Origin of the sequence: Pseudomonas sp. TMW22080 (assembly GCF_022496745.1) — a bacterium.
Classification (GTDB): Bacteria; Pseudomonadota; Gammaproteobacteria; order Pseudomonadales; family Pseudomonadaceae; genus Aquipseudomonas; species Aquipseudomonas bubulae.
This window is the reverse complement of sequence record NZ_SCFF01000001.1, coordinates 1299233-1318743: the sequence shown is the minus strand read 5'-3', so window position 1 is coordinate 1318743 and position 19511 is coordinate 1299233. Positions and strand designations below refer to the sequence as shown.

Sequence of the window (19511 nt, the reverse complement as noted above, 5' to 3'; positions counted from 1 at the left end):
GTGGGAGCGAGCCTGCTCGCGAAGGCCATTCGCGAGCAGGCTCGCTCCCACAGATGAAGTATTTCTGTAGCCGGGTTACAGGCTGAAATCGCCTTCAGCCACCAGCTTGCTCAGCGGTTCGCGCTGGCTTGGCACTTCCTTGGCTTGCAGGTAATCCACCAGGCTCGACTTGTCACCGATCTTGCCGATCGCAACCATTGCCTGGACCTGGTAGCCCTCAGGGATTTTCAGCTCCTGGCGCGCCCGTTCAAAATCCAGACCGCTCATGCCGTGGGTGTGCCAGCCGCTCAGGTGAGCCTGCAGGGCCAGGTGGCCCCAGGCGGCGCCAGTGTCGAAGGCGTGGGTCGGTGCGGGTTTTTCTTCGGTGGTGCCCGGTGCCGCGAAGGTGGTCTTGGACACAATCACCACCAGCGCGGCAGCATGCTTGGCCCAACCCTGGTTGAACTCCACCAGCAGGCTCAGGTAACGGTCGAACTCCGGGGTGCCGCGCAGGGCGAACAGAAAGCGCCAGGGTTGTGCGTTGTAGGCCGACGGTGCCCAGCGTGCCGCCTCAAAAAAGCTCAGCAGGGTGGCTTTGTCGATGGTCGCATCGGTAAAGGCGCGGGGCGACCAGCGCTGGGTAAATTGCTCGTGAATGCTGTGATCGGCTTTACGGCTGCTAGCAGGCATGGCGGTTTCCTGAGGTAAATGTAACGGCTCAATTCAGGGGCTAAAACTACTGGGATGCCGTCAAGCTGACAAGTCTGACGACAAGCCCTTGGCCCGCGGGGTCTTGGGCACTAGACTGGCGGCCTTTTCCACTCCCTGATGTTGATGTTTGAACCATGGCCGCAATCGTTGAACCGTTCTGGATCCGCAAAACCCTCGATCAACTTGATCAGGAGGAATGGGAGTCGCTGTGCGACGGCTGCGGATTGTGCTGCTTGCAAAAGCTCGAAGATGAAGACGACAACAGCGTCTACTACACGCGCATCGCCTGCAAACTGCTCGATCTGAAAACCTGCCAGTGCACCGACTACCCTAATCGTCGTGATTCAGTCCCTGACTGCATTCAGCTGTCGCCGGGCAAGGCCGAAGAGTTCAAGTGGCTGCCGCCGACTTGCGGCTACCGGCTGGTGAGCGAGCGCAAGGACTTGCCGCTGTGGCATCACCTGGTGTGTGGCGACCCGGACGCTGTCCACCATGAGCGCATTTCACAGTCCGGGCGCATGCTGGCCGAAGGCAGCGTGCCTGAAGATGACTGGGAAGATCATTTGATTTTCCGCGCCGGTTAAGTGCCGGAGCGGTTTGCAAGGAGTGTGTATGCCGCTGCGTTATCGATTGCCCCTGGGTTTGCTGCTGTTGCTGGCGGCGGGCCCGCTGTGGGCTGGGCAAAAAGTGGCGCTCGATTACCACGTACAGTTGTTGCCCAAAAGCGATCAGGCCGAGGTGCGGATCACCCTGGCCGAGGGTTCTGCTGTGCGCAGCCTGGATTTCGACCTGGGCGCGCCGGGCAGTTACAGCGACTTCAAGGCCGACGGGCAATGGCAACTGAGCCCCGACCCGGTCCATAGCCGGGGCCTGTGGCATCCGCCAGCGGGCAGTGCCAGCCTGAGTTACCGCGTCCGCCTGAACCAGCCGCGCAAGAACGGCACGTTCGACACCCGGATCACGCCTGACTGGGCGTTGTTTCGCGGTGAGCAACTGATCCCGCCTGCCAGCCTCGATCAGCAGGATGGGGTCGAGCTGGTGTCGCGGCTTGAATTCGAACTGCCCAAAGGCTGGAAAAGCGTTGAAACCGCCTGGCCGCGTATCGGTAAAAACCGCTTTCGTATCGATGATGTGTCGCGTCTGTTTGATCGCCCCACCGGCTGGATGCTCGCGGGTAACCTGGGCAGCCGCCGCACCACCCTGGGCGAAACCGAGGTCACGGTGAGCGCACCCAAGGGGCAGGGCATGCACCGCATGGATGTGCTGACCCTGTTGACCTTTGTGTGGCCGCAGGTGCAAGCGGTGTTCCCGCGCAACCCGCCCAAGCTGCTGATCGTCGGCGCGGGCAGCCCTATGTGGAAAGGCAGTGCAGCGGGGCGCAACTCGATCTACCTTTATAGCGGTTTGCCGCTGGTCAGCGAGAGCGGTTCAAGTCCGTTGTTGCGCGAAGTGGTGCAGTTGTTCAGCGGCATCAACGATGAGCCGGGGCATGACTGGATCGGCGAGGGCCTTGGCGAGTACTACGCCATCGAACTGCTGCGCCGCGCCGGCGGCATGAGTGATGAGCGTTACCAGACCCTGCAGCACAAGCTCAACGCTGCCGGTAAAAACGTGACCCGCCTGCGCGGTGAACAGGCAAACGCGGCCATGGTTGCGCGGGCAGTCACGCTGTTGCAGGCACTGGACCGTGAAATCCGTTTGCAGACCCACAGCAAGCGTTCGCTGGATGATGTCAGCCAGGCGCTGATGCGCATGGACAAGGTCAATACCGCGAGCTTTATCCAGCTGAGCGAAAGCGTGCTGGGCGGCGCCTCCGAGGTACTGGACAGCCCGCTGTTGCGCTGATCCTAACCCACGTGTAGCAGCTGCCGAGGGGCGAAGGCTGCGTCCGGCGGCGTAGCCGTCGTCAATTTGGCCAATGCGGTTTGTCAGTTACACCGCATCCAGATGATTTACGACCGCTTCGCGCTCGAACGCAGCCGCGTTCCTTCGCCAGCTGCTACGGCAGGCATCGCTGCTTTTTTACACCTTCTTTACGCCCCCGCATCCCTCTCGATCTCGATCCTTTACGCCCTGATTCCCCACACTCTCTTCCTACGCGGCAGGTGCCGCCTGGGGAGAGTTGTCATGGGCATTCTGGATGGGGTGTCGCTGCTGCTGGCAGTGGCGCTGTTCGTTTATCTGCTGGTTGCGCTGTTGCGCGCAGACCGGAACTAGGAGCGGGTATGCACAGTTATGACTATGGGCTGATGCTTGCCTTTTTTGCCCTGGTGCTGTTGCCCGCACCCTGGCTGGGGCGTTTTTACTACAAGGTGATGGAGGGCCGGCGGACCTGGCTGAGCCCGGTATTGGGGCCCGTCGAAAAGGTCTGCTACCGCATCGCCGGGGTTGACCCGGGCAGTGAGCAAAGCTGGCAGAAGTACACCCTGGCCCTGCTGGTTTTCAACCTGACAGGCTTTGTGTTGTTGTTCGCCATTTTGCTGTTTCAGTCGTACTTGCCACTCAACCCCCAGCAGTTGCCGGGGCAGGAGTGGACGCAAGCGTTCAATACCGCGGTGAGTTTTGTCACCAACACCAACTGGCAGAGCTACAGCGGTGAAGCCAGCCTGAGCTACTTCAGCCAGATGGCCGGGCTGACCGTGCAGAATTTTGTCAGCGCCGCCACCGGCCTGGCCGTGCTGGTCGCCTTGTGCCGTGGTATCAGCCGCCGCTCGGCGCACACGCTGGGCAACTTCTGGGTCGACATGACCCGGGCCACGCTCTATGGCCTGCTGCCGTTGTGCCTGGTGCTGGCGTTGCTGCTGGTGTGGCAGGGCGTGCCGCAAACCTTTGCCCATTACGTCAATGCCGTAACCCTGCAAGGTGCCGATCAAGTAATCCCGCTGGGTCCGGCTGCCAGCCAGATTGCGATCAAGCAACTGGGCACCAACGGCGGCGGCTTTTTCGGCGTGAACTCGGCGCACCCGTTCGAAAACCCGAGCGCCTGGAGCAACTTGTTCGAAATGGCCTCGATTATTCTGATCCCGGTGGCGTTGGTGTTCACCTTCGGCCATTACGTCAAGGACCTGCGTCAGAGCCGCGCAATCATCGCCTGCATGCTGGCCTTGTTCCTGATCGGCGGCGGCACGGCGCTGTATGCCGAGTACCAGCCGAACCCGGCGCTCAACAGCCCGCTGGTCGAGCAGAGCGCACCGCTGGAAGGCAAGGAAACCCGCTTTGGCACCACCGGCAGTGTGCTGTGGACCGAAACCACGACCTCGGCCTCCAACGGCTCGGTCAATGCCATGCACGACAGCCTCAACCCGCTGACCGGGATGGTGGCGCTGCTCAACATGATGGTCGGCGAAGTGATCTTCGGTGGCGTCGGTGCCGGGCTCTACGGGATGTTGCTCAACGTGTTGATCGCGGTGTTCCTCGCCGGCCTGATGATCGGCCGCACCCCTGAATACCTCGGTAAAAAACTCCAGGCCAGGGAAGTCCAGCTGCTGGTGGTGACCTTGCTGGTGATGCCGGTGGGGGTGCTGGTGCTGGGCGCGATTGCCGCCGTACTGCCCAGTGCTGTGGCCTCGGTCAGCAACCCCGGGCCCCATGGTTTCAGCCAGATCCTGTATGCCTTCACCTCGGCCAGTGCCAACAACGGCTCAGCTTTTGCCGGGCTTAACGCCAACACGCCGTTCTACAACCTGATGCTGGGCCTGGGCATGTTGATCGGACGCTTCGGTTACATCCTGCCGGTGCTGGCATTGGCCGGCAGCCTCGCGATCAAGAAAAGCGCGCCGATTGGCCAGGACAGTTTTCCGACCCACGGTCCGCTGTTTGTCGCGCTGCTGACCGTGACCATCTTGCTGGTGGGCGGCCTGACCTTCCTGCCGACCTTGGCCCTTGGCCCCATCGCTGAACAACTGACCCAGGGCTTCTGAGGAGACGAAGATGACTATGCCTGCTCCTGTTTCAAAGTTGACGCCAACGCCTGAAGCCAGGGCCCCCGAGTCGCCGAAGACTTCGTTCGCCGATATCTGGCGTCCGGCGCTGTTGCAAGCATTCGTCAAACTCGACCCGCGCCAGCTGAAACGCTCGCCGGTGATGCTGGTGGTCGAGCTGACCGCGATTTTTACCACGGTGCTGTGTGTTATCCCCGAGCCTGCAGTGCCCACCGGGGTGGCGGTGCAAATCGCTCTGTGGCTGTGGTTTACCGTGCTGTTCGCCAACTTTGCCGAAGCCCTGGCCGAGGGGCGCGGCAAGGCTCGGGCCGATAGTCTCAAAGCTGGCAGTGTGGGCTTGAGTGCGCGTCGACGCACTGCCACGGGCGGCTTTGAAATCGTCCCGGCCACCCGCCTGCGCAAAGGGGATGTGGTGCGCGTCGAAGCGGGGGAGATGATTCCCGGCGACGGCGAGGTGATTGAAGGGATTGCCGCGGTCAACGAAGCGGCGATTACTGGCGAATCGGCGCCGGTGATCCGTGAGTCGGGCGGTGATCGCTCGGCGGTGACCGGCAATACGCGGCTGGTCAGTGACTGGTTGCTGGTGCAAATCAGCGCCAACCCCGGCGAGTCCACTCTGGACCGTATGATCGCACTGGTCGAAGGGGCAAAGCGGCAGAAAACCCCTAACGAGATTGCCCTGGATATTCTGCTGATCGGCCTGACCCTGATCTTTCTGATCGTGGTCGTGACCTTGCAGCCGTTCGCTTACTTTGCCGGTGGCAGCTTGCCCCTGGTGTTTCTGGTGGCCCTGCTGGTGACGCTGATTCCGACCACCATCGGCGGCTTGTTGTCGGCCATCGGTATTGCCGGCATGGACCGTCTGGTGCGCCTCAACGTGATTGCCAAGTCGGGGCGGGCGGTTGAAGCCGCGGGCGACGTGCATGTGCTGATGCTCGACAAAACCGGCACCATCACCTTCGGCAACCGCCGCTGCACGGCGCTGTATGCCTGCCCCGGCGTGACCGCCAAAGAGCTGGCAGAGGGCGCGTTGCGCGCTTCGCTGGCGGACGAGACGGCGGAGGGCAAGTCCATCGTCGAGTTTGTTCGGGGCCAGCACAGCCTGCCCGAGTTACCCGTGTCGGACTTCACGGCCGTACCCTTTACCGCTGAAACCCGCCTGTCGGGTATCGACCACAACGGTCGGGTGTACCGCAAAGGGGCCGTGGATTCAGTGCTGGCGTTTGTCGGCCTCAAACGCGGCGAGCTGTTGCCGGCCCTGTCCCGGGAAATCGACAAGATCGCCCAGAGCGGCGGTACCCCTTTGCTGGTCTGTGCCCAGGGCAAGCTGCTGGGCGCCATCCACCTCAAGGACGTGGTCAAGCCGGGTATTCGCGAGCGTTTTGCCGAGTTGCGCAAGTTGGGCATCCGCACCGTGATGGTGACGGGCGACAACCCGCTGACCGCCGCGGCCATTGCCGCTGAAGCCGGGGTGGATGACGTGCTGGCCGAGGCCACACCGGAGAAAAAACTGGCGCGCATTCGCCATGAGCAAAATGACGGCCGCCTTGTGGCGATGTGCGGTGATGGTGCCAATGACGCTCCGGCCCTGGCCCAGGCCGATGTGGGCATGGCGATGAACGACGGCACCCAGGCGGCCCGTGAAGCCGCGAACATGGTGGATCTGGACAGCGACCCCACCAAGCTGCTGGATGTAGTGCAGATCGGCAAGGAGTTACTGGTGACCCGTGGCGCATTGACCACGTTCTCGATCGCCAACGACGTGGCCAAGTACTTCGCGATTTTGCCGGCGCTGTTTGCTTCGATCTACCCGCAACTGGGCGTGCTCAACGTGATGGGCCTGCAGAGCCCGCAAAGCGCGATTGTGTCAGCCATCGTATTCAACGCGCTGATCATCGTGGTGCTGATCCCGCTGGCATTGCGCGGTGTGCGGGTGCAGGCGGCCAGTGCGGCGCACCTGTTACGCCGCAACCTGCTGATCTATGGCGTGGGCGGGCTGGTGGTGCCGTTTGTGGGCATCAAGCTGATCGACATGCTGCTCACCGCGTTGCATCTGGTTTAAGCATTGGAGGGTTACACCATGAGCACTTTTTTACGTCCGGCCCTGAGCCTGATGCTGTTGATGACCGCCATTACCGGCGTGATCTACCCGCTGACCGTCACCGGCATTGCCCAGCTGGCGTTCCCCGAACAGGCCAATGGCAGCCTGGTCCGTGACAGTGCCGGCAAGGTGCTGGGGTCGGCATTGATTGCGCAGGATTTCAGCGGTGACAGCTGGTTTCACCCACGGCCATCGGCGGGAGCGTTTGCCACCGTGGCCAGTTCGGCCAGCAACCTGGCACCGAGCAATCCGGCGCTGGCGACACGGGTCAAGGACAGTGCCGCCCAGCTTGCCGTGCCGGGCCAGGGGCCGGTGCCCCTGGCGCTGCTGACCACCTCGGGCAGCGGGCTGGACCCGCACTTGCCACCAGAGGCAATACGCTATCAACTAGCCCGTGTCGCTGCTGCTCGCAGCTTGCCGGTACAGGCTGTTGAACAGCTGGTGGCGGAGCATATCGAGCGGCCGCTGGTGGGGCCGCCGGTGGTTAACGTGCTGCTGTTGAACAGGGCATTGGCGCAGTTGAAGAGCCCCTCTCCCGGAGGGAGAGGGGACTGACCGCACGCGGCTTCAAGAAAACCGCATATCAGCTCCCTCTCCCTCCGGGAGAGGGCTGGGGTGAGGGTAAAGCTTTCAGTCACACAATTTATCAGGAACCCCCCATGACTCATTCCGCCCGCGCCGATGCGTTGCTAGCCGATCTACCGCGCGCAGGCCGTGGCCGGCTTAAAGTGTTTCTCGGCGCGGCACCGGGCGTGGGCAAAACCTACGCCATGCTGCAAGCGGCTCACACGCAACTGCGCCAGGGTGTCGAAGTACTGGCCGGGGTGGTCGAAACCCATGGCCGCGCCGAGACCGAGGCCTTGCTCAATGGCTTGCCCCAGCAGCCCATGCTGCGCTCGGATTATCGCGGCGTGCAGCTTGAGGAAATGGACCTCGACGGCCTGCTTGCCGCCAGACCCAAGCTGGTACTGGTCGATGAGCTGGCCCACAGCAATGCCCCCGGCAGCCGTCACGCCAAGCGCTGGCAGGATGTGCAGGAATTGCTCGCGGCCGGGATCGATGTGTACACCACGGTCAACGTCCAGCATCTGGAAAGTCTCAACGATCAGGTGCGCGGCATCACCGGGGTCCAGGTGCGTGAGACCCTGCCGGACTGGGTTGTGCAGGAAGCCTACGAACTGCTGCTGATCGACCTGCCGCCCCGGGAACTGCTGGAGCGGCTGCGCGAGGGCAAGGTGTATGTACCTGAGCAGGCACGGGCAGCGATTGATGCGTTTTTCAGCCAGACCAATCTCAATGCTTTGCGCGAACTGGCAATGCAGACCGCTGCGGTGTATGTCGACGATGAACTGGACAAGGGCTATCGCCAGCAGGGGCAATCGGCCCCGGCGCTGCGCGGGCGTTTGCTGGTGGGGATCGACGGCGATACCCATGCCGAGCGCCTGGTGCGGCATGCCAGCCGGGTCGCGGAGCGTCGGCATCTGCCCTGGAGCCTGGTGCATGTGGACAACGGCCGGGCAGGCGACGAGCAATCACGCCTGCGCCTGCAAAGCGCCCAGCAACTGGCTGAGCGCCTGGGTGGCGAGGTGGTGTTGCTGCGTGCCGGTGAAGTGGCTAAAACCCTGATCCAGCATGCCGGCGAACGCCGTGCCAGCTTGCTGCTGGTGGGTCAGTCGCGGTTGACCTGGCGCCGTCGCCTGTTTGGCGGCGGACTGGCGGCGCGCTTGTTGCGTGACGCCCACGGCCTGGAAATCAACGTGCTCGACAATGAGCAGTCCCCTGTACCTGTCACCAACCGCCCGGAACACTCACTGGTGTGGTTCGACTACGGCCTGGCGCTGCTTGCCACGCTACTGGCCAGTGCCCTGGCCTGGGGAGTATCCAGCGTACTGGCGCTGCCCAATATCTCCCTGGTGTTTCTGGCTGCCGTGCTGCTGGTGGCCGTGCGCAGCAGCCTGGGGCCAGCATTGGCCTGTGCGGCGCTGTCATTTCTGGCCTATGACTTCCTCTTTATTCCGCCCAATTTCTCGTTCAGCATCCAGCGCGAAGAAGATGTGCTGACGTTGTTGTTTTTTCTGTTGATGGCGGCGCTCACTGGCAAACTGGCGGCTCGCCAGCGCCGGCAGTTGCAGGCCTTGCGCGACACTCAGCACGAAACCACCGAGCTTCTCGACCTGTCACGCAAGCTTACCGCCGCGACCGACCGCAAGGCTGTGGTCAATGCTGCCGGGCAGCATTTGAGCGGCTGGAAAGAGCTGGACATATGCCTGCTCAATCGCGATGGCAATGGCGGCTGGGACGTTGAAAGCGGCGGGCCGTTACAGTTCTGCGAAGCGGAGCGCGCCGCTGCTGACTGGGCCTGGGCCCACGACCAGCCTGCGGGGAAGGGTACGGGCACTTTGCCGATGGGCCGTTGGTGGTGGTGGCCGATCAGCGCCGAGGAGGGGCCATTGGCCTTGCTCGGAGTGTGCACGAGGCAGGGCCATTCACTAAGTGGCCAGCGTCGTCGGCTACTGATGGCTTTGAGCCAACCCCTGGCCCAGGCACTGGCGCGCGCGCGCTTGGCCCAGGATCTGGAAGCGGCCCGCCTGCACGGCGAAACCGAGCAGTTGCGCAGCGCACTGCTGGCATCGGTGTCCCATGATCTGCGCACACCGCTGACCAGCATGCGCGGCAGTATCGACACCTTGCTGGCCCTGGGCGAGGCGATCCCGTTGAGCGATCGCCGCGAGTTGCTCGAAGGCACCCGCGATGAGGCCGAGCGTCTGGACCGCTACATCCAGAACCTGCTGGACATGACCCGCCTGGGCCACGGTGCGCTCAAGCTGGCGCGCGACTGGGTTTCACCTGCCGACATTGCCGGCAGCGCCTTGAACCGCTTGCGTGCGGTGCTGGCGCCCTTGCAGGTGCAGGTGGATGTTGCGGCGCAATTGCCGCTGTTGCACGTGCATGGCGCCCTGATCGAGCAGGCGCTGGTCAATGTGCTGGAAAACGCTGCGCGCTTTTCACCTCCCCATGGCCAGTTGCAATTAACGGCGGGAGCCGATGAAAGCGAATTGTGGTTTGCCGTCAGTGACCAGGGCCCGGGGATCCCCGAGGAGGACAGGGTGAAGATTTTCGATATGTTTTATACCGCCGCACGGGGCGATCGCGGCGGGCAAGGCACGGGCCTGGGGCTCGCCATCTGCCAGGGCATGGTGGGGGCCCACGGCGGGCGGGTCAGCGTCGGCGAAGGCATCGGCGGGCAGGGTACGTGCATTACCCTGTATTTGCCGTTAAGCCTTCAACCGTGCCCCGAGAATGAAGGTCTGGAAAGTGAAGACTGATATTCTTTGGCTATCCCTCTATTGCGATAACAAGTCATGAGCCAGAGCGCGACCATTTTGGTCATCGACGATGAACCGCAGATTCGCAAATTCCTGCGTATCAGCCTGGTGTCCCAGGGATACACCGTGCTGGAGGCCGCGACCGGGGCCGATGGCTTGAGCCAGGCAGCGCTCGGACGGCCCGATGTGCTGGTGCTCGACCTGGGCTTGCCGGACATGGATGGCCAACAGGTACTGCGCGAGTTTCGCGAGTGGTCAAATGCGCCGGTACTGGTGCTCTCGGTGCGCGCCAGCGAAGCGCAAAAAGTCCAGGCACTGGACGGTGGGGCCAACGATTACGTGACCAAACCCTTCGGCATCCAGGAGTTTCTGGCACGAATCAGGGCCTTGTTGCGCCAGGCGCCTGTGGGCGAAACCCGGGAGTCGGCGCTTGAACTCGGCCCCTTGACCGTCGACCTGGCGTTCCGCCGTGTGCTGCTCGATGGCGTCGAAGTGGCGCTGACCCGCAAGGAATACGCGGTGCTGGCGCTCTTGGCGCGTCATCCGGGGCGGGTCATTACCCAGCAGCAATTGCTCAAGGATATCTGGGGCCCGAGCCATGTCGAAAACAGCCATTACCTGAGAATTGTCGTTGGCCATTTGCGCCAGAAACTGGCGGATGATCCGACCCGGCCACGGTATATCGTGACCGAAGCCGGGGTTGGCTACCGGTTGTTGGACGCCTCGTCCTTTTCGTAACGGTCCAGGGTGTCTTTTGCAATCAGGCGACCCAGGGCGATCAGCTCCTGGGCTTTGTAGAACTCGAAAAACCGGCACACCCGCTTGGGCACGTTGATCAGGATATCGGGCGGGTAACCGGCGATCTTGTATTGCGCCAGTGAAGTCTGCATGACCTCGAAGCTCTGGTTGATCAAGTCCAGCAGCGAGGCCGGGCCGACGTTGTCGATGATCACCGAGCCGGTGGCTGACTTGGGCGAGCCCTCTTCAGCGGCAGGGGAGGCGGTTTGCGGTGTGTCGAGCCAGGGATTGGGCTTTGCCTGGGCCAGCGGCTCGGCCTGGGGGTTGAGCAGTTCCTGTTCGAGGTTGAGCAAGTGCTCGGCCTGTTTGTTGCGAAACGGCATGCGCGAGCCCAGCGAACTCATCAGGTTGTCAAAGCGCCCCTTGAAAGCCGCCGGGCGCTGGATCACCGGCAACTGGTAGTGGCTCTGGTGGGTGGAGTTGAGGTTGACGGCGACGATCAGGTCGCAGTGGCTGGACACCACCGGCACGATGGGCAGCGGGTTGAGCAGGCTGCCGTCCACCAGCATGCGGTTGCCCTGCATCACCGGGGTAAACAGGCTGGGGATCGCTGCCGAGGCGCGCATGGCCTGGTGCAGGCAGCCCTCCTGAAACCAGATTTCCTGCTGGTGGGTGAGGTCGGTGGCGACGGCGGTGTAGGGGATGCGCAGGTCCTCGATATTGATTTCACCGACCATATTGCGGATCTGGCCGAAGACCTTTTCACCGCGAATCGCTCCAAGCCGGAAGCTGACATCCACCAGGCGCAGCACATCGAGGTAGTCCAGGCTTTGAATCCAGTCCCGGTACATGTCCAGTTTGCCGGCGGCGTAAATCCCGCCCACCACCGCGCCCATCGAGCAACCGGCGATACAGGCGATTTCATAGCCGCGGCTTTCCAGCTCTTCAATCACGCCGATATGGGCATAGCCCCGGGCACCGCCGGAGCCCAATACCAATGCAATACGTTTTTTCATGAACCCCACCTTCGCCTGACAGTCACTCACAATGCCTTTTTGTGACCCTGAGTGACAGCTTTTGGCATGAACGCGTATCTACCAGCTAGGCTAGTGCCTTGTAGCAATGACGGGTAGGTGTTGCCGGTTTTTTTGATTTTTACGTTGTGGCACTTTTATGCAGGTTGTTCGTCTGAGATTGCACTGAACTTTAATTTCTGAGGAAAACAACATGAAAGCATGGATTTGTGTACCGCTGATCGCGCTGGCGCTGGCGTTGGCAGGTTGTGCGGGGACCAAGGCGTATCGCGACAGCTGTGCGACGAACCTGGATTCGGCCTGGCATGAACTGGACCTGGCCAAGGCGGAAGGCTTCGCCGGGACTGTCAGCTACTCCAAGGCCTTGTCCTTGTTGACGGCGGCCAAGACCCAGCAGCAATTTGAAGCCTTTGAGGGTTGCACCAAAAAAGCCGAGAAGGCGCGTTTCTATATTCGTGAATCCCGCGCCGGGCGTTGAAGCGCAGCGGTAAAGGGGGAGGGTGAGGATGTCTGAGCTGGTTGACCGGATAGTGGCAAACATCGTGCGTCTGGAGGTCAGGTTACTGGCCTGTCAGGCGCGTCTGGAAGCCGATACGGACCCGGAGGCCCTGCACGACCTGCGCACCACTGTGCGCCGCTTGCGCAGCCTGTTGCGGCCTTTGCGCGGGTTGCCGGGGGTTGTGCAACTTGAAATGTCTGCATCCCAGGTTGGCGTGTTGACCACCCCCCTGCGCGATCTTGAAGTGCTGGCGGCACATTTGCAGGCGCACGGCTACACGGCGCAGGCGCAACGCCGCACGCAACAGTTGGCCGGCAGTTATGCCCGGGTGGCCGACAGTGAGCAGTTGGCTCAACTGTTGATGATCCTCGAGGTGTTTCCGCGCTTTTTGCGTGCTGCCGAGCGAGAAGGCCTGCTGCGTGGTTTGCGCCAGCGGATCGCAAAGGTCCTGGAAAAACAGTGGCAAACCCTGGAAAACGCTCTCAATGACCCGGGCCATGACCGCCATCGCGTAAGGTTGCTGATCAAGCGCGTACGCTATGCCGCTGAAGCCTACCCGGAGTTGAACCAGCTGCCGCCCTTGGTGCTGGCGCGCCTCAAGGGGGCACAGCAGGCGCTGGGCGAATGGCACGATGCCTGGCAATGGTTGCTGCAGGCCGGGCAACACGCCGACTTGCAACCCTGTGTGGCGCAATGGCAGGCCACCCTTGAGCACGGCGAAAAACGCGCTGACAAGGCGTTGGTCAAATTGAGTGCGGCTTGCTTTCACTCCTGATCTTTGGCCGATACAGCACTGTGCAGAGTCAGATGGATGGGTAGTATCCCGTCATATTTATCTGTTTCGAGGTGCTTATGCAGTTTTGCGAATTGGTTGCGGCGGTGCGCAACACGCCTTTGGACGTGACCATCCCGGCCGATTGGGGCCAGGGCCGCGCCAGCTTTGGCGGCCTGTTGGTGGCTTTGCAGTACGAAGCCATGCGCGCCCATGTGCCTGTCGAGCGGGCGTTGCGCTCATTGGCAGTGAGTTTTGTCGGGCCGGTGGCCGCCGATGTACCGGTGCGTTTCGAGGTTGAGGTGCTGCGCGAAGGCAAGGCGGTCAGCCAGGTGCTGGGGCGGGTGGTGCAGGACGGTCAGGTCATGACCCTGGTACAAGGCAGCTTTGGCGCTGCGCGGGAATCAGTGGCGAACGTGGACGGCTTGCCTGCGCCTGAGATGAAGGCGCCCGAAGATTGCCCGCTGTTGCCCTATATCAAAGGCGTTACCCCGGAGTTTATGCGTCATTTGTCCATGGCCTGGGCCGTGGGCGCACTGCCGTTCACCGGTCGTGGAACGCGGGAAATGGGCGGCTGGGTACGTTTTGATGGCGGTGTTGAGGACGAACCTCTGACAGAAACCCATTTGCTGGCGCTGGTCGATACCTGGCCGCCTGCACTGCTGCCGTTGCTGAACAAGCCGACAGCAGGCAGCACGCTGACCTGGACCATCGAGTTCGTCCAGCCACTGCCTAAGGTCAGCACGTTGCAGTGGTGCAAGTACCTGGCCGTCATCGAACATGCGCGGGATGGCTACGGCCATGTGGCGGCCAACCTGTGGGGCCCAGGCGGCGAGCTGATTGCGCTCAGCCGCCAGACCGTAGCCGTGTTCGGTTGATCAGAAGGTCTGGCTGTTATCCGTTGCGCTGGTGGCCTTGTGGCCCTGGCGTTGCAGGATCAGGGCCGCAAACAGGGCAACCAGACCGATCACCGCGCTGGTGGCGTTTTCACTGAAGACGCCCGACACCAGCAACAGAAAAGCCACCACCATCATCGGCACTGCGATCAGGTTGATTGCCTGATACGCGGTGTTTTGCTGGCCGTGCGGGTTGGAGCGCCATTGCCAGGCCGGTAGATTTGGATGACGTTTGCCCATGATTGCTCTCCTTGTTCGAGGGTTCAGCCTGGGCTGAACCGGATAAACAAATCATAGATTTATGATCACCCTGCGGCGAATCAACAATGGCTATTGGCCTTATAGCTTTAGTTGACCAATCGCCCGATTCAACTCGCCTGCCAGGGTTGCCAGTTCATTGCTGGTAGTGGCCGAGTCGACGGTCTGTTGCACGGTGTTTTCGGTGACATCGCGGATGCTCACCACTGCCCGGTTCATCTCTTCCGCGACCTGGCTTTGCTGCTCGGCGGCCACGGCAATCTGGGTGTTGCTTTCGCGCATTTGCGCCACGGCGTGAGTGATCTCGGCCAATGCCGCGCCCGCTTCCTGGGCCTGCTGCACGCAGTCGTCGGCCTTGAACGAGCTTTCCTGCATAAAATCCACGGCGTCGCGGGTGCCCGCCTGCAAGGCCGAAACCATGGCGGTGATTTCGTCCGTGGATGTCTGCACGCGTTTGGCCAGGTGCCTCACTTCATCGGCGACCACGGCAAAGCCACGACCCATTTCACCTGCGCGAGCCGCTTCGATGGCCGCGTTCAACGCCAGCAGGTTGGTCTGTTCGGCGATGCTGTGAATCACACTGACCACGCCGTTGATCTTCTGGCTGTCCTGGGCCAGTTGCTGGATCATTTCTGCAGTGGTTTGCACCCCGGTGGACAGGCTGGCGATTGACTGTTGCACGCGGCTGACCACCTGCTGGCCACTCCCCGCCAGGTTGTCTGCGGTTTGCGACAGGTCGCGGGTAGCCCCAGCGTGTTGCGCAATATGGTAGACCGTGGCCGACATTTCATTGATTGCGGTGGCGGCCTGGTCGGTCTCGCTTTGCTGGCCGAGCATGCCGTGGCGCACCTCGTCCATGCTGCTGGCCAGGCGCGCGGCTCCGGCATCCAGTTGCGCGGCGGTTTGGGCCACGGTGTTCACCACCCGCTGGTAACCGGCCTGCATGGCATTGAAGGCGCTGGCCATCTGCCCGACCTCATCGGTACACGCCAGGGGCACCCGGGCGGACAGGTCACCGGTTTTCTCCACATGCAGCATCACGTCCTTGAGGGTGTTGAGCTGGCTCAGCAGGAAGCGGATCAGCAACTGCGAAGCGCAGAGCATGGCCAGCATCAGGATCAGCACGGCGGCGGCATAGTTGGGCAGCCGCTCGACAAACACCTGGGCCAGGCTAGGTGTATGGGCCAGCACGGCGATTTTTTGTCCGTCGTCGCGGGTCAGTACCTCGGCGCCCAGCAGCAGATTGTGGCCGAACAACGGCATGGGATTGATTGAGACCCAGCCGTTGGCGTTGCCCAGTTGCGGCAGGGCTTGATCGTTGACGCTGGCGATCTGGTCGGGCACCAGGGGCAGCAATTGGCTGGCCTCGGGCAAGGGCTGCCCGGCAGGCCAGGCACTGAGCAATTGCGCCTGGGCCCGGGCGTTGGCCTGGGCGGCGTTGCTGCGCGATTGCTGTTCCAGCTGCACGGCGTAGAGCACCAGCAGCAGTGTGGTGACAAAAGCCACCGCGTTGACAGCCCAGAATTTGTATTTGAGCGAGATGTTGCTAAGCCAGGTGCCCATGGGAGGTCTTCTCTGAATTGGCGCAAACAATATTGGCAAGGTGCCATCATTGTGCCGCTATTCAGTGACAATCTTGTTGATGTGGGTCAAAAGAGGCACTGCGTGGGAGCGGGCGTCAGTCTGTCAGTACCGGCAACCCGTAAAACGCCCGCGCACACGCGGTGGTGTGTTCGGCCAGGTCCTGCTCGCTTTCGCCACGGTGCACGGCTACTTCACGCAATACGTCGGTCAGGTAGGCCGGTTCGTTGCGACCATTTTTTGGTTTGGGCCGCAGGGTGCGGGGCAACAGGTACGGCGCATCACTTTCGAGCATCAGGCGACCGCGCGGGATATCACGTACCAGCGGGTGCAGGTGGGTACCGCGGCGTTCGTCGCAGATCCAGCCGGTAATGCCGATATGCAGGTCCAGGTCGAGGTAGCTGAACAGCGCCTTTTTCTCCCCGGTAAAGCAATGCACCACAGCAGCCGGCAAGCGGTCGCGAAAGTCGCGCAGGATTTCCAGCAAACGCTGGTTGGCATCACGCTCATGCAGAAAAACCGGCAGTTGCAGGTCAACAGCCAGCGCCAGATGTTCTTCCAGGACTTTCTCCTGCTGGGCGCGGGGCGAAAAGTCGCGGTTGAAGTCCAGCCCGCATTCACCCACCGCACACACGCCCGGTTCCTTGAGCAGGGCAAGCAACTGGCGGGCGCTGTCGCCGTTCCAGTCACTGGCCGAGTGCGGGTGAATGCCGGCCGTAGAGAACAGCCGCTGGCCGCTTTCGTCCAGCTCGCGGCACAGTTGCAAGGCCTGTTCGCTGCCTTCGACGCTGGTGCCGGTCAATACCAATTGGCACACCCCGGCCGCGTAGGCACGGTCCAGCACGGCCTGGTGTTTGCCGTCAAAGCTTGGGTTGGTCAGGTTGACGCCGATATCAATGAGTTGCATGGTTTTACCTCAGGCCACAGGCCTCGCAGCATATCAGAGCTGTAGATTTACAAGAAAAACCAAGAACTACAGACAGTTATGGTTGTCTTTGAATGCCGCAACAACGCAATGCCCGGTTGTTTAAAGGACGCATTGACTGTTTTGCGCGCTGATTCCAGCGCTTGAAAGCCTCACTTGAGGCAACCGGTTGTCGGGAAACCGACCGGGTGCTGGGCTGTATTCTTTCCGGAGAACGGATGACAAGACCGACGCTATTGATTGCGCTGTGCCTGCTGCTGTTGCCGCTACCGGCACTGGCGCGCCTGACCGGACCTTTACAGGTCGGGCAGCCAAGTCAGGTCCGCGATCTGGCGCAAATCCGCAGCAGTCAGGTGTTGCGGGTGCTGGTCAATCAAAGCCGCAACAGCTCGGGCGAGGTGCAGGGGCAGGCGATTGGCGTTGAATACCATCGTCTGCGTGCGTTTGAACGCTACCTCAACAGCCATGCCCGCGATGGCCAGGAAATAACCCTCAAGATCATCCCTAAAGCCAAGGATCAACTGCTGGGCGCATTGTCCCGGGGTGAAGGCGATGTAGTTGCCCCGGGTGAGTTGATCGATTTCAAGCCCAGTCGCGCCATCAGCGCCAGTGATCCGATCGTCGACGATGTGCCCTTGCTGTTGGTGGGGGTCAAGGGCGAGCGGCGCTTTACCCGCCTAGAGCAACTGTCGGGCCGCACCGTGGCGTTGACCACCGGCAGTGCGGCGGGAGCCTCGGTCAATTTGATCAATCAAAAACTGGCCCTGCGCAAACTGCCCCCGGTGAAGATTGAGTGGGTAGATCCGACCCTGGCGGTGGAGGATGTGCTGGAGATGGTGCAGGCCGGGATTTTTCATTTGACCATCGTGGAGCGCCCGATTGCCGAGCGCTGGGCCACGCTGATGCCCAAGCTGCGTTTTGACCGCAAGGTGCTGGTCAGCGAGCCCGAGGCCATGCACTGGTATGTACGCCGTGATGCGTCGATGTTGCGGGCCAGCATCGACCGGTTTCTCGATGGCTACAAGGCCCCGGCCGATCAGGATGTGGCCTTTGAGCGGGTATACCGACGTTTGTACCGGGTGCATTACCCGTTGGCCCGGGCCGATCGCCAGCAGCTTGAAAAACTGCGCCCGGTGTTGCAAAAACATGCCCGGCAACAGGGCATGGACTGGTTGAACCTGGCAGCGCTGGCATTCAAGGAGTCTACCCTCAACCCTGAAGCCAAAGGCAGCGGCGGGGCGACAGGGCTACTCCAGATTACCCCCTCGGCCGCCCGGCGGGTGGGGGTCAACAATATTCAAAATGTCGATAGCAATGTGCAGGCCGGTGCCCGGTATCTGTCGCTGATCCGCCGCAAGTTCTTTGCCAGCCCCAAGCTCAACGAGCGTGAGCGCATGGCGTTTGTGCTGGCGGCTTACAACATGGGGCCGGAGCGGGTGCAGGGCATGCGGGCTGAAGCCAGGCGACGCGGCCTGAACCCCAATCAATGGTTCTTTCAGGTGGAACGTATTGCCATGGAGCAGGTGGGAATGGGGGCTGTCAGCTATGTTAATAGCGTGAATAAATACTATTTGGCCTTTGACCGGGAGCGGGATTCCCTGGAACCGGCAAAAGCTGAACTGGTCACACGCAAATAATCGAATAATTTGATTGTTTTGTCAGGTTTATTCGACTTTTAACATTATAAAAACTGATTAGTATGGCGAGCATTCCCCAACTGATGACCTAAAGGATTCCATCATGAGCAAATTGATCCATACCGTACTGGGCAGCCGCGCAGGTTATGGTTTGACGGTCTTGCGTATTTTCGTCGGTATTATCTTTGCCGCCCACGGTTCGCAAAAACTGTTCGGCTGGTTTGGCGGCGGGGGCCTGGCGGGCACGGCGCAATGGATGGAGAGCATTGGCCTGGCGCCGGGCATGTTGATGGCAGCGCTGGCGGGCGGTACCGAGTTTCTGGGCGGTCTGGCGCTGATTATTGGCTTGCTGGCGCGCCCTGCAGCCCTGGGCCTGTCGTTTACGTTGCTGGTGGCGATCTTCTCGGTGCATATCAGCAATGGCCTGTTTATGGCCAACAACGGCTATGAATTCGCCCTGGCCTTGCTGGGTGGTACCGTGGCAGTGCTGATCGAAGGTGCAGGCAAGTTGTCGATCGATCGTGCACTAGCTGACTGAAAACCCGATGCCAGTGAAAAGGCCCGCCCAGAGCGGGCCTTTTTCGTTCCAGATGATTGTTGACAGTAGTAAGCAGGTTTATCTAGGATGTTTTCTTGCGCCGATTTAAACAGCTACTTGCGGGGCGCCAGAGGGTCACAGACCGTCTAAGAGGCTTGAAACAGGCCTTGAAATACCGCTAAAGCGCTGGTTCGGTGTTGCCTCTCACCTGCCACGCAGAATCTTGAGGCGGAGAACCGATACATGAGTCACCCACGTCCCCTTGTACGTCTTGCGCCGATCTCGGCCAGCCCAACCTTGCGCAACCCAAAAATCCTCCTGGGCGGTAAGCATCAGCCTACGTTGCTGCGCTATCTCGATGGCTGGCCACGCCGCAAAGGGCGGCCTACGGCGTTTCTGATCCAGTTTGTGGAAGAGGGCGATCAACTGGCGCGATTTGCCGCTGACAGTTTTGACCTGGCGGTGATCCAGTCCCCCGATGCTGAAAATGCCGAGCGGGTGATTCACAACCTCACCCGTGTTTGTCGGCAGGGGTTGATAACCCTGCGCTGAGGCTCCAACCCCGTAGCAGCCTC

General features: G+C 61.4%; 19 protein-coding genes. 14 read left to right on the top strand and 5 right to left on the bottom strand.

The genetic code is table 11. The annotated features are described in order from the left end of the window. Positions 1-75: 75 nt before the first annotated feature. A complete protein-coding gene (locus EQV96_RS05740; protein WP_016780095.1) occupies positions 76-669 on the bottom strand; it encodes a nitroreductase family protein in 594 nt (197 codons plus the stop codon). A 155-nt stretch (positions 670-824) separates the two neighbouring features. Here EQV96_RS05740 and EQV96_RS05735 point away from each other — a divergent pair, with 155 nt between their 5' ends. From EQV96_RS05735 to EQV96_RS05700, 8 genes are all read left to right on the top strand, one after another. Continuing rightward, complete coding sequence (locus EQV96_RS05735) at positions 825-1274, top strand: YcgN family cysteine cluster protein (RefSeq protein WP_016780096.1); 450 nt, start codon at positions 825-827, stop codon at positions 1272-1274. A gap of 28 nt (positions 1275-1302) precedes the next feature. Then, complete coding sequence (locus tag EQV96_RS05730; protein WP_095002172.1) at positions 1303-2535, top strand: hypothetical protein; 1233 nt, start codon at positions 1303-1305, stop codon at positions 2533-2535. 282 nt (positions 2536-2817) lie between these two features. Beyond that, positions 2818-2907, top strand: coding sequence for a K(+)-transporting ATPase subunit F (gene kdpF, locus EQV96_RS05725; RefSeq protein ID WP_016780098.1), 90 nt, complete (start codon positions 2818-2820; stop codon positions 2905-2907). Between the two features lie 8 nt (positions 2908-2915). Further along, entirely contained in the window at positions 2916-4610 is a 1695-nt protein-coding gene (gene kdpA, locus EQV96_RS05720; protein ID WP_095031713.1) for a potassium-transporting ATPase subunit KdpA, read from the top strand. Positions 4611-4620: 10 nt separating this feature from the next. Beyond that, on the top strand, positions 4621-6693 hold the full coding sequence (kdpB, locus tag EQV96_RS05715; protein WP_095020275.1) for a potassium-transporting ATPase subunit KdpB: 2073 nt from the start codon (positions 4621-4623) through the stop codon (positions 6691-6693). Between the two features lie 18 nt (positions 6694-6711). Next, entirely contained in the window at positions 6712-7287 is a 576-nt protein-coding gene (kdpC, locus tag EQV96_RS05710; protein ID WP_095019342.1) for a potassium-transporting ATPase subunit KdpC, read from the top strand. Positions 7288-7391: 104 nt separating this feature from the next. Further along, on the top strand, positions 7392-10058 hold the full coding sequence (locus tag EQV96_RS05705) for a sensor histidine kinase KdpD (RefSeq protein WP_095026101.1): 2667 nt from the start codon (positions 7392-7394) through the stop codon (positions 10056-10058). 36 nt (positions 10059-10094) lie between these two features. Next, entirely contained in the window at positions 10095-10796 is a 702-nt protein-coding gene (locus EQV96_RS05700) for a response regulator (RefSeq protein WP_095023979.1), read from the top strand. On the opposite strand, the gene EQV96_RS05695 is transcribed toward EQV96_RS05700, so the two are convergent. Next, positions 10763-11812, bottom strand: a complete 1050-nt coding sequence (locus EQV96_RS05695; protein WP_095002166.1) for a patatin-like phospholipase family protein — start codon at positions 11810-11812, stop codon at positions 10763-10765. The genes EQV96_RS05700 and EQV96_RS05695 overlap by 34 nt on opposite strands. 211 nt (positions 11813-12023) lie before the next feature. Between EQV96_RS05695 and EQV96_RS05690 the strand changes: the two genes are divergently transcribed. The 3 genes from EQV96_RS05690 to EQV96_RS05680 all read left to right on the top strand — a co-directional run bounded on the left by EQV96_RS05690 (position 12024) and on the right by EQV96_RS05680 (position 13979). Beyond that, entirely contained in the window at positions 12024-12308 is a 285-nt protein-coding gene (locus EQV96_RS05690) for a hypothetical protein (RefSeq protein ID WP_240881543.1), read from the top strand. A 28-nt stretch (positions 12309-12336) separates the two neighbouring features. Then, positions 12337-13104, top strand: coding sequence for a CHAD domain-containing protein (locus tag EQV96_RS05685; protein ID WP_095019094.1), 768 nt, complete (start codon positions 12337-12339; stop codon positions 13102-13104). A gap of 77 nt (positions 13105-13181) precedes the next feature. After that, the gene (locus tag EQV96_RS05680; RefSeq protein ID WP_095023977.1) at positions 13182-13979 is read left to right on the top strand and encodes a thioesterase family protein; all 798 of its coding nucleotides are present in this window, start codon (positions 13182-13184) and stop codon (positions 13977-13979) included. Here the strand turns inward: EQV96_RS05680 and EQV96_RS05675 are convergent, their stop codons facing one another. The 3 genes from EQV96_RS05675 to EQV96_RS05665 form a co-directional block, all read right to left on the bottom strand. Continuing rightward, a complete protein-coding gene (locus EQV96_RS05675; protein WP_095002162.1) occupies positions 13980-14237 on the bottom strand; it encodes a terminase in 258 nt (85 codons plus the stop codon). 99 nt (positions 14238-14336) lie between these two features. Continuing rightward, positions 14337-15818 (bottom strand): methyl-accepting chemotaxis protein, encoded by a 1482-nt coding sequence (locus tag EQV96_RS05670; RefSeq protein WP_095020270.1) that lies wholly within the window; start codon positions 15816-15818, stop codon positions 14337-14339. 115 nt (positions 15819-15933) lie between these two features. After that, on the bottom strand, positions 15934-16743 hold the full coding sequence (locus EQV96_RS05665; protein ID WP_016780110.1) for a TatD family hydrolase: 810 nt from the start codon (positions 16741-16743) through the stop codon (positions 15934-15936). 236 nt (positions 16744-16979) lie between these two features. Here EQV96_RS05665 and EQV96_RS05660 point away from each other — a divergent pair, with 236 nt between their 5' ends. From EQV96_RS05660 to EQV96_RS05650, 3 genes are all read left to right on the top strand, one after another. Continuing rightward, complete coding sequence (locus EQV96_RS05660) at positions 16980-18398, top strand: transglycosylase SLT domain-containing protein (RefSeq protein WP_095002160.1); 1419 nt, start codon at positions 16980-16982, stop codon at positions 18396-18398. A gap of 103 nt (positions 18399-18501) precedes the next feature. Further along, a complete protein-coding gene (locus tag EQV96_RS05655; protein WP_095026102.1) occupies positions 18502-18936 on the top strand; it encodes a DoxX family protein in 435 nt (144 codons plus the stop codon). Positions 18937-19179: 243 nt separating this feature from the next. Then, positions 19180-19488, top strand: coding sequence for a hypothetical protein (locus EQV96_RS05650; protein WP_095019095.1), 309 nt, complete (start codon positions 19180-19182; stop codon positions 19486-19488). The last annotated feature ends 23 nt before the right edge of the window (positions 19489-19511 follow it).

Excerpts from the sequence above, each read along its gene's own strand:
- EQV96_RS05675 (WP_095002162.1), bottom strand. The coding sequence starts at position 14,237 with ATGGGCAAACGTCATCCAAATCTACCGGCCTGGCAATGGCGCTCCAAC.
- EQV96_RS05730 (WP_095002172.1), top strand. The coding sequence starts at position 1,303 with ATGCCGCTGCGTTATCGATTGCCCCTGGGTTTGCTGCTGTTGCTGGCG.
- EQV96_RS05735 (WP_016780096.1), top strand. The coding sequence starts at position 825 with ATGGCCGCAATCGTTGAACCGTTCTGGATCCGCAAAACCCTCGATCAA.
- EQV96_RS05680 (WP_095023977.1), top strand. The coding sequence starts at position 13,182 with ATGCAGTTTTGCGAATTGGTTGCGGCGGTGCGCAACACGCCTTTGGAC.
- EQV96_RS05690 (WP_240881543.1), top strand. The coding sequence starts at position 12,024 with ATGAAAGCATGGATTTGTGTACCGCTGATCGCGCTGGCGCTGGCGTTG.
- EQV96_RS05650 (WP_095019095.1), top strand. The coding sequence starts at position 19,180 with ATGAGTCACCCACGTCCCCTTGTACGTCTTGCGCCGATCTCGGCCAGC.
- EQV96_RS05705 (WP_095026101.1), top strand. The coding sequence starts at position 7,392 with ATGACTCATTCCGCCCGCGCCGATGCGTTGCTAGCCGATCTACCGCGC.
- kdpB (WP_095020275.1), top strand. The coding sequence starts at position 4,621 with ATGACTATGCCTGCTCCTGTTTCAAAGTTGACGCCAACGCCTGAAGCC.
- EQV96_RS05655 (WP_095026102.1), top strand. The coding sequence starts at position 18,502 with ATGAGCAAATTGATCCATACCGTACTGGGCAGCCGCGCAGGTTATGGT.
- kdpA (WP_095031713.1), top strand. The coding sequence starts at position 2,916 with ATGCACAGTTATGACTATGGGCTGATGCTTGCCTTTTTTGCCCTGGTG.
- kdpF (WP_016780098.1), top strand. The coding sequence starts at position 2,818 with ATGGGCATTCTGGATGGGGTGTCGCTGCTGCTGGCAGTGGCGCTGTTC.
- EQV96_RS05700 (WP_095023979.1), top strand. The coding sequence starts at position 10,095 with ATGAGCCAGAGCGCGACCATTTTGGTCATCGACGATGAACCGCAGATT.
- EQV96_RS05685 (WP_095019094.1), top strand. The coding sequence starts at position 12,337 with ATGTCTGAGCTGGTTGACCGGATAGTGGCAAACATCGTGCGTCTGGAG.
- EQV96_RS05665 (WP_016780110.1), bottom strand. The coding sequence starts at position 16,743 with ATGCAACTCATTGATATCGGCGTCAACCTGACCAACCCAAGCTTTGAC.
- EQV96_RS05695 (WP_095002166.1), bottom strand. The coding sequence starts at position 11,812 with ATGAAAAAACGTATTGCATTGGTATTGGGCTCCGGCGGTGCCCGGGGC.
- EQV96_RS05660 (WP_095002160.1), top strand. The coding sequence starts at position 16,980 with ATGACAAGACCGACGCTATTGATTGCGCTGTGCCTGCTGCTGTTGCCG.
- EQV96_RS05670 (WP_095020270.1), bottom strand. The coding sequence starts at position 15,818 with ATGGGCACCTGGCTTAGCAACATCTCGCTCAAATACAAATTCTGGGCT.
- kdpC (WP_095019342.1), top strand. The coding sequence starts at position 6,712 with ATGAGCACTTTTTTACGTCCGGCCCTGAGCCTGATGCTGTTGATGACC.
- EQV96_RS05740 (WP_016780095.1), bottom strand. The coding sequence starts at position 669 with ATGCCTGCTAGCAGCCGTAAAGCCGATCACAGCATTCACGAGCAATTT.